Origin of the sequence: Collinsella sp. AM17-1 (assembly GCF_003470665.1) — a bacterium.
Classification (GTDB): Bacteria; Actinomycetota; Coriobacteriia; order Coriobacteriales; family Coriobacteriaceae; genus Collinsella.
Window position 1 is genome coordinate 1 of sequence record NZ_QRJZ01000032.1, and the last position, 8,366, is coordinate 8,366.

Genomic DNA, 8,366 nt, shown 5'->3' on the forward strand with positions numbered 1-8,366 from the left:
ACGAATTCTAGGCGGTGTCCCCTCCCTTTCAAGAAAGGGCGGAGGCGGGGCATTCCCCGCCTCTTACACCACATCTCTGCGCGCTACCGTCGAAATGGCGATGAATGCACGATTTTGATCTAATTGTTAGTCCTTATAATGGACATATGTTGCGTAACTTAAGCAAATACTATCTTTTGATATGTTGTAAGCAAGGTAGCAGTACTCATTTTTGCCATTTTCTGGCCACGGCCTTTGTGACAGACGTGCTGGCGGGTTCGAATCCCATGCGCTGGGCCTGAAAAAAAGAAAGGCCTCCATCGCTGGAGGCCTAACAATTCAGTGGTGGGCGATGAGGGATGTCGCGTGCGGCTGACGCCGCCCGCTCTCGCTTCGGGCCTACGGCCCTCGCGTGCTGCGCTGGAAAACGCTTCGCGTTTCCTCAGCTCCGCACCCTTGCGGGTTCGAATCCCATGAAATGGGCCCAAACAAAAAACGGTCCCCTTTCGAGGACCGTTTCCAAATCAGTGGTGGGCGATGAGGGATTCGAACCCCCAGCCTTGTGCGTGTAAAGCACCTGCGCTAACCGTTGCGCCAATCGCCCGTGCGGAGAGAGTATAGCAAAACAATCGCCTCATTCATCTCATATCCATTAAAGGTAACCGTCGCGTGTCACAGCGGAGCTGATTCAGTTGAGATTGCCTGAACATTCCGCCCCTCTTTACGCCCTCGGGTATACTCAAAAGCTACTGATTCGATTTGATGCCCAGCAACAGCAGAGGGGATAGTATATGTGCGGTTTTGTCGGTTTTGTCGGTGGGACGGATAACCAATCCGAGGTACTCACCAAGATGATGGACCGCATCGTCCATCGCGGTCCCGACATGGGCGGTCAGTTTATCGACGGCCGCGTTGCCCTCGGCTTCCGCCGTCTGTCGATCCTCGACCTGACCGAGGCTGGCGCCCAACCCATGGCCAACGAGGACGGTAGCGTCGTCATTGTCTTCAACGGCGAGATCTACAACTTCCAAGAACTCCGTTCCGAGCTCGAGGCCAAGGGCTACAAGTTCCACTGCGGCGCCGACACCGAGAGCCTCCTGCACGGCTACGAGGAGTGGGGCGAGGCAGTACTCGATCGCTTGCGCGGTATGTACGCCTTCGTCATCTGGGACAAGAAGAAGAACAAGCTTTTTGGCGCCCGCGATATCTTTGGCATCAAGCCGCTCTACTACTATCCCATGGCCGATGCGGGCGACGGCGCTCCGGGCGTGCTCTTTGGTTCCGAGATCAAGAGCTTCCTGGACTACCCGCACTTCCACAAGGCGGTCAACAAAAAGGCCCTGCGTCCGTACATGACGCTGCAGTATTCGGCAACCGAGGAGACCTTCTTCGAGGGTGTCTACAAGCTGCCGCCGGCGCATTACTTTACCGTAGACATCCCGACCGGCAAGATGAACATCGAGCGCTACTGGGATTGCGATTACTCTGCCGTCGAGAAGCCGTTCGAGGAGTACGTCGACGAGCTGGATGAGGTCGTGCACGAGAGCGTCGAGGCCCATCGCATCGCCGACGTCAAGGTCGCGTCGTTCCTCTCCGGCGGCGTCGACTCCAGCTACATCGCCGCTTGCCTCATGCCCGACAAGACCTTCTCGGTGGGCTTCGATTACAAGAATTTCAACGAGACTAACTACGCCAAGGAACTTTCTGACAAGCTCGGCGTCGAGAATGTCCGCAAGATGATTACCGCCGACGAGTTCTTCGGTGCGCTCGAGGACATCCAGTATCACATGGACGAGCCGCAGTCCAACCTGTCTTCCGTGCCGCTGTGGTTCTTGGCCGAGATGGCCCGCAAGGACGTCACCGTCGTGCTTTCGGGCGAAGGCGCCGACGAGCTCTTTGGCGGCTACGCCTACTACGAGGACACGGTTCCGGTCCGCAAGTACAAAAAGATGGTGCCGCTGCCCATCCGTCGCGCGCTCGGTAACCTGGCGCTGCATATGCCGTACTTCAAGGGACATAACTTCCTGGTCAAGGGTGCCGAGATCCCCGAGAAGTCGTTCCTGGGACAGGCTCTGGTATGGCCGGAGCGCGAGGTCGACGGCGTGCTCAAGCCCGAGTACAACACCGGCGACGGCGCCTTTGAGCTCGCTGCACCCATCTACGCACGCGTGAAGGGCCAGCCCGAGCTGGTCAAGAAGCAGTACCTGGACATGAACATGTGGCTCCCGGGCGACATTCTGCTCAAGGCCGACAAGATGTGCATGGCACATTCGCTGGAGCTGCGCGTGCCCTTCCTGGACCGCAAAGTCATGGAGTTCGCCGAGCACATTCCCGACCGCTACCGCATCAACGAGAACGGCAACAAACAGGTACTCCGCCACGCTGCCAACAAGTCGCTGCCCGATGAGTGGGCCACCCGTCCCAAGGTGGGCTTCCCGGTGCCGATTGTCTACTGGCTGCGCGAGCAAAAGTGGTACGACTATGTCAAGGAGTACTTCACCGCGCCGTGGGCAAGCGAGTTCTTCGATACCGACGAGCTCATGCACCTGCTCGATTTGCACTTTGCGGGCAAGGGCGATTTCCAGCGCAAGATCTATACGCCGCTCGTGTTCCTGGTGTGGTACAAGCGCTTCTTTATCGACGAGGACCAGCCCGCCGTTCAGGCTGCCTAGCCTCGGCTTACGAACGCCTGCGCGTAACGGCTCCTCCGGGAGCCGTTTTTGCGTGGGTGCGTTTCAGTTACTATAAAAACCGTCCCTGCCAAATGGCTGAGAAAGGCGAAAGATGCACCATTCGGATTCCGCGACCGTGACCACGGTCGATACGCTTGCCAAGCTTCTCGATGTGTGCGGCGAGCTGCGCGCATCAGAGCAGGTTGACGAGCGTGCCGTGACCGGCTGCTCGTTTGATTCGCGTGCGGTCTCGGCAGGTGACGTGTTCTTTTGCAAAGGTGTTGCCTTTAAGCCCGCGTTTTTGAGCATGGCGCTCGATGCGGGCGCCGTCGCATTTGTGTGCGAGGAGTCGCTGGTCGAGTCTCTGGAGCCGCTGGCGCAGGAGAGCGGTGCTGCGATGCTGGTTGTTGATAGCGTTCGCACGGCCATGGCCCTGTTGCCGCCGGAGGTCTACGACCGTCCCGACCACGACGTCAAGATCGTGGGCATCACCGGCACCAAGGGAAAGACCACGGCCGCTTTTATGCTCCAGTCGATTATCAAAGCGGCGGGCGAGTCCTGCGGCATGATCGGCTCGGTGAGTACCGACGATGGCATCGAGTGCTACGAGAGCACCAATACTACGCCCGAGGCCCCCGAGGTCTGGCGCCATATCGCCAACTGCCGTGAGTCCGGTCGCCAGTCCATGGTCATGGAGGTCTCGAGCCAGGCACTCAAGTACCAACGCGTCGAGAATCTGCCGTTTGACGTGGCGTGCTTCCTCAACATCGGCCGTGACCACATCTCGCCGATCGAACACCCCACGTTTGAGGATTATTTTGAGAGCAAACTCAGGATCTTTGACCAGGCGAAGACCGCCGTGGTGAATCTGGGCACCGAAGAGGTTGACCGTGTGTTGGAGGCAGCGTCGACGGCCGAGCGCTTGGTGACCGTTGGCGTCGAGCATCCCGAGGCAAGCCTGTGGGCGAGCGATGTGCGCATGGTCGGCTTTAACATCGAGTTTAACCTGCATGGCCTGTGTGCCGACGAGTCCGAGGCGGGGGAGAAGGTCCTGCTGGGCATCGCGGGCGACTTTAACGTGGAAAACGCGCTGGTCGCTATCGCCGCTGCGCGCGAGATCGGCATCGGTATCGATGCCATCAAGAAGGGCCTCTCCAAACTGCGTGTGCCGGGCCGTATGGAGGTCGTGGAGTCGAAGGACGGCCGCGTGATCTGCGTCGTTGACTATGCGCACAACCAGCTTTCGTTCCGTTCGCTTTTCTCGTCGGTCAAGCGCGCGTTTCCCACTAGTCCAGTCATTGCAGTGTTTGGCGCTGCCGGCGGCAAGGCGCAGGAGCGCCGCGAGCAGCTTCCGCGCGAGGCCGCACCATATTCCGACCTGATGATCTTTGCCAACGAGGACCCGGCTCACGAGGACCCGATGAAGGTCTGTCGCGAGCTTGCCGAGCATGTTCCCGACGATACGCCGAACGAGATCATCCTCGATCGCGAAGCCGCTGTGCATGCGGCGTTCAAGGCGGCGCGCGAGGAGTACGTCAGCCCCAATGCTCCCACCATTGTCTTGCTGCTGGCAAAGGGTGACGAGGAGCTCATGCACGTGGGCGACAAGTTCGTGCCCATCGAGAGCGACCTTTCGCTGGCCAATCGCCTAATCGATGTTACCCAGTTTGACTAATGAACTGCGATGAGGGCGGCGTCCTGAGCGCGCTGCCGTTGCAAGCGCGTTTTTCCTCGAGTGAGGCGCGCCGCCTAAGACCAGAAGCCCCTTCTACGTAATGGAGTAACCATGTCCCACAACACCCTGCCGACCGTTGCCGAGCTTTCGGGCGAGATGCGCGAGCGCTTGGCCAAGGTCAAGTACGTCTTTACCGATCTGGACGCCACGATGCTCGCGCCCGGCTCGTGCGTGCTGCGCGACAACGACGGCAATCCCTCGACCAAGCTCGTCGAGGCCGTCGTGGCGCTTGCCCGCGCTGGCATCCAGGTAATTCCCACCTCGGGTCGCAACCGCACCATGATCCACGAAGATGCCCGCGTGCTCGGCCTCAACTCCTACATTGGCGAGATGGGTGGTCTGGTCATGTACGACCTCAAGGCCAACGACTGGGAGTATCTGACCGGCGACATGCCTTACGACCCCGCCTGCGGCCTTACGCCGCACCAGGTGATTGAGCAGACCGGCGTGTGCGAGAAGATTCTCGCTCGCTGGCCGCACAAGATCGAGTACCACAACGACATGTCGACTGGCTATAAGTACCGCGAGGTCACCGTCGGCATGCGCGGCGATATTCCCGATGACGAGGCGCAGGCCATCCTCGACGAGGCCGGCTGCGGTCTGGTCTGGGCCTGCAACGGCCACTTGACTCATCTGTCCAAGCCGACGACCCTCGAGCTCGATCGCGTCGAGGACGGTCGTGCCTTTAACATCAATCCGTCGGGTCTCGACAAGGGCGTGGCGGTCGCGCGTTTCTGCGAGCATCTGGGCATCGAGCGCGACGAGACGCTGGCGCTCGGCGATTCCGAGTCTGATTTCTACATGGCCGACCACGTGGGCACGTTTTGCCTGGTCGAGAACGGTCTGACCAGCGCCGGCGCGCCCGAGTTTCTTGCGTCCTGCGATAACGCCTTTGTCACGCGCGGCAGGATCGTTGACGGCTGGGCGGCGACGGCGGAGCTGCTCATCGCGGCCCGTTCATAGCTCGGCGCCGTTACGCTTGGCCATATCTTTTCGAGAGAGAATCTGGTGAGGTAATGTCCGATATCGAGAATCTGGCCGGTGATACGCGCCCCATCGGCGTGTTCGACTCGGGCCTGGGCGGCTTGACGGTTGCGCGCGCGATTGCGACGGCGCTTCCGCACGAGTCCGTCTACTACTTTGGCGATACCAAGCGCTGCCCTTACGGCACCCGCACCGAGGACGAGGTGCGCTCGTTTGCGCTACAGGCGGGGCGCTGGCTTTCGAGACACGACGTCAAGATCATGGTCATCGCCTGCAATACGGCGACGGCAGCGGCGCTTCGCCTGGCTCAGCAGGTGCTCGATGTCCCCGTGATTGGCGTAATCGCGCCGGGCGCGCGTGCCGCCATCAACAGCACCCGCACGCGCCGTGTGGGCGTGCTCGCCACCAACCTCACCATCCGCTCGGGCGCCTACACGCGCGCCATCCAGGACTTGGATGCCGGCGTGGACGTGTATGGCTGCCCTGCCTCGAGCTTTGTCGAGGTTGTCGAGCACGAGCTCGCCTCGGGCGCGCATCTGCAGGAGCAGTGGCTCGAGAACGAGGATATTTTTGATACGCCAGCCGTTCGCGCGCTGGTCAACGCTACAGTCGAGCCACTGCACGATCGTGGCATCGATACCGTGGTGCTCGGCTGTACGCACTTTCCGTTGCTGGTGGGCCCCATCCGTCATGCGTTGGGGCCCGGGGTGCGCGTGGTGAGCTCCGCCGAGGAGACCACCCGCGAGCTGACCGATATCCTCACGCGCCGTGAGCAGCTGGCGGGCAACACCGCCGAGCCGCAGCATCGCTTTGCCACCACGTCCGACAACATTGCCGAGTTTGCGGTGGCGGGCAGCTTTATCTTTGGCCAGCCGCTCAAAAGCATCGAGCATGTCGATATCGATGAACTCGGTTAGGCACGCAATGTCGCCGGAGTCTTCGCCACTCTTTTGCCGAAAGGATAGTTCCATGGAATATATGCAGGTCAACCGCGCCAACGGCCGCGCCGCAAACGAGCTGCGTCCCGTTAAGCTCACCCGCGGCGTCATGAAGCACGCCCACGGCTCGTGCCTGGCAGAGTTTGGCGACACGCGCGTGCTGTGCGCCGCCACCATCGAGGAGGGCGTTCCGGGCTGGCGCAAGGGCGCCAAGGCCGGTTGGGTAACGGCGGAATATGCGATGCTGCCGGCGTCGACCGGCAAGCGCTGCAAGCGCGAACATGCCAACCGCAAGGGCCGTTCCATGGAGATCGAGCGCTTGATTGGCCGCAGCCTGCGCACCGTCGTCAACATGAAGGCGCTCGGCGAGTACACCGTTACCGTTGACTGCGATGTGATCCAGGCCGATGGCGGCACACGTACGGCGAGCATCACCGGCGCCTGGGTGGCGCTGCACGACGCCCTTGCCATGTGGGTCGAGGCGGGCAAGCTCGAGCGCATTCCGCTTACCGGTCAGGTTGCCGCTATTTCCATGGGCGTCGTCGACGGCAACACCCTGCTCGACTTGGATTATTCCGAGGACAGCCACGCCGAGGTCGACATGAACCTCGTTGCCACCGACTCTGGCGAGATGATCGAGCTCCAGGGTACCGGCGAGCAGGCGCCCTTCGACCGCAAGCGTCTCAACGCCCTGCTCGATCTGGGCGACAAGGGCATCGCCGAGCTCATCGAGCTTCAGCGTCAAGCCCTCGCCTAACCTGCCAAAAGGTGATGTTGATTTTGGCAGGTTTAATCTGCGAAAACGCCGAAGTATAAGACTGCCGTTGATTGAGAGGGGAGAGGCCGAGGCCCTCGTCGTCCTCTACACGGCATTGCTATAAGAGACAAGGAGGCCAGCTATGGCACTTGAGAAGATTGATATCGACACCCTCGACCCGGCGGCGACCATTGTTGTGGCCACGGGTAACGCCCATAAGCTCACCGAGATCGAGGCCATTTTGGGCAAGGTCATGCCCGAGGTGCGCTTTGTGGCGCTCGGCCAGCTGGGCGATTTTGAGGACCCCGAGGAAAACGGCACGACGTTTTTGGAGAACGCCATCATCAAGGCGCAGGCTGCGGTCGAGGAGACGGGCCTTATGGCCATCGCCGACGATTCCGGCTTGGTCGTCGACGCGCTGGACGGCGAGCCGGGTGTGTATAGCGCGCGTTATGCGGGCGTACACGGCGATGATGCCGCCAACAATGCCAAACTTCTCGTTAATCTGGAAGGCGTGGCAGACGAGGATCGCACCGCACGCTTTATGAGCGTCGTTGCGCTCATCGACCAAGACGGCCTGGTCACCTATGGCGAGGGCGCCTGCGAGGGCGTTATCGCACACGAGGGCCGCGGCGACCACGGCTTTGGCTACGACCCGCTGTTCCTGCCGGTCGATACGCCGGGCAAGACTATGGCCGAGCTCACAGCGGACGAGAAGAACGCCATCAGCCATCGTTTCCATGCACTCGAGCACCTGTCCGCCAAACTCACGGGCGAGGAGTAGGCCGTGCGCGCGGTGGTGCAGCGCGTGCTCAACGCCGGCGTGACGGTCGACGGCGAGTGCGTGGGCCGCATTGGGCGCGGCTATCTGGTATTGCTGGGTGTGGGCCATGGCGATACGCGTGCCGAGGCCGATAAACTATGGGGCAAGCTCCGTGGGCTGCGTATCAACGAGGACGAGAACGGCAAGACTAACTTGGCGCTTGCCGATGTCGACGGCGAGGTGCTCGTGGTGTCGCAGTTTACGCTGTTTGCCGATTGCCGCCACGGCCGTCGTCCGTCGTTTACGGATGCTGGCGCGCCCGATGTCGCCAACGAGCTTTATGAGTACTTTCTGACGCTCGTCGCCCAGGACGTCGACCACGTGGCGCACGGCATCTTTGGCGCCGACATGAAAGTCGACCTGGTCAACGACGGCCCGTTCACCATTGTCCTCGATACCGACAATCTGTAAGTAGCCTAATTAGCTGGTTGATTTCCGATCTCAACCGAACACATTGAGCTGACGGCACGCTCCCGCA

At 60.9% G+C, this 8,366-nt stretch carries 7 protein-coding genes and 1 tRNA gene; 7 read left to right on the plus strand and 1 reads right to left on the minus strand.

The annotated features are described in order from the left end of the window. Positions 1–507: 507 nt before the first annotated feature. Positions 508–583: transfer RNA gene (locus DW195_RS10065), tRNA-Val, on the minus strand. 187 nt (positions 584–770) lie between these two features. On the opposite strand from DW195_RS10065, the gene asnB reads away from it, so the two are divergent. The 7 genes from asnB (at position 771) to dtd (ending at position 8,299) form a co-directional block, all read left to right on the plus strand. Beyond that, positions 771–2,651 (plus strand): asparagine synthase (glutamine-hydrolyzing), encoded by a 1,881-nt coding sequence (gene asnB / locus DW195_RS10070; RefSeq protein WP_117563808.1) that lies wholly within the window; start codon positions 771–773, stop codon positions 2,649–2,651. A 112-nt stretch (positions 2,652–2,763) separates the two neighbouring features. After that, positions 2,764–4,326 carry a Mur ligase family protein gene (locus tag DW195_RS10075; RefSeq protein WP_118206634.1) on the plus strand — a complete coding sequence of 521 codons (1,563 nt, stop codon included), beginning with the start codon at positions 2,764–2,766 and terminating at the stop codon, positions 4,324–4,326. Positions 4,327–4,437: 111 nt separating this feature from the next. Continuing rightward, positions 4,438–5,349, plus strand: a complete 912-nt coding sequence (locus DW195_RS10080) for an HAD family hydrolase (protein WP_118206635.1) — start codon at positions 4,438–4,440, stop codon at positions 5,347–5,349. 53 nt (positions 5,350–5,402) lie between these two features. Further along, positions 5,403–6,287, plus strand: coding sequence for a glutamate racemase (gene murI, locus DW195_RS10085; protein ID WP_117769301.1), 885 nt, complete (start codon positions 5,403–5,405; stop codon positions 6,285–6,287). Positions 6,288–6,339: 52 nt separating this feature from the next. Further along, positions 6,340–7,065, plus strand: a complete 726-nt coding sequence (gene rph / locus DW195_RS10090; RefSeq protein ID WP_117799672.1) for a ribonuclease PH — start codon at positions 6,340–6,342, stop codon at positions 7,063–7,065. A gap of 142 nt (positions 7,066–7,207) precedes the next feature. Further along, positions 7,208–7,849 (plus strand): RdgB/HAM1 family non-canonical purine NTP pyrophosphatase, encoded by a 642-nt coding sequence (gene rdgB / locus DW195_RS10095; RefSeq protein WP_118206636.1) that lies wholly within the window; start codon positions 7,208–7,210, stop codon positions 7,847–7,849. A gap of 3 nt (positions 7,850–7,852) precedes the next feature. Next, complete coding sequence (gene dtd / locus DW195_RS10100; RefSeq protein ID WP_117797049.1) at positions 7,853–8,299, plus strand: D-aminoacyl-tRNA deacylase; 447 nt, start codon at positions 7,853–7,855, stop codon at positions 8,297–8,299. Positions 8,300–8,366: the final 67 nt, after the last annotated feature.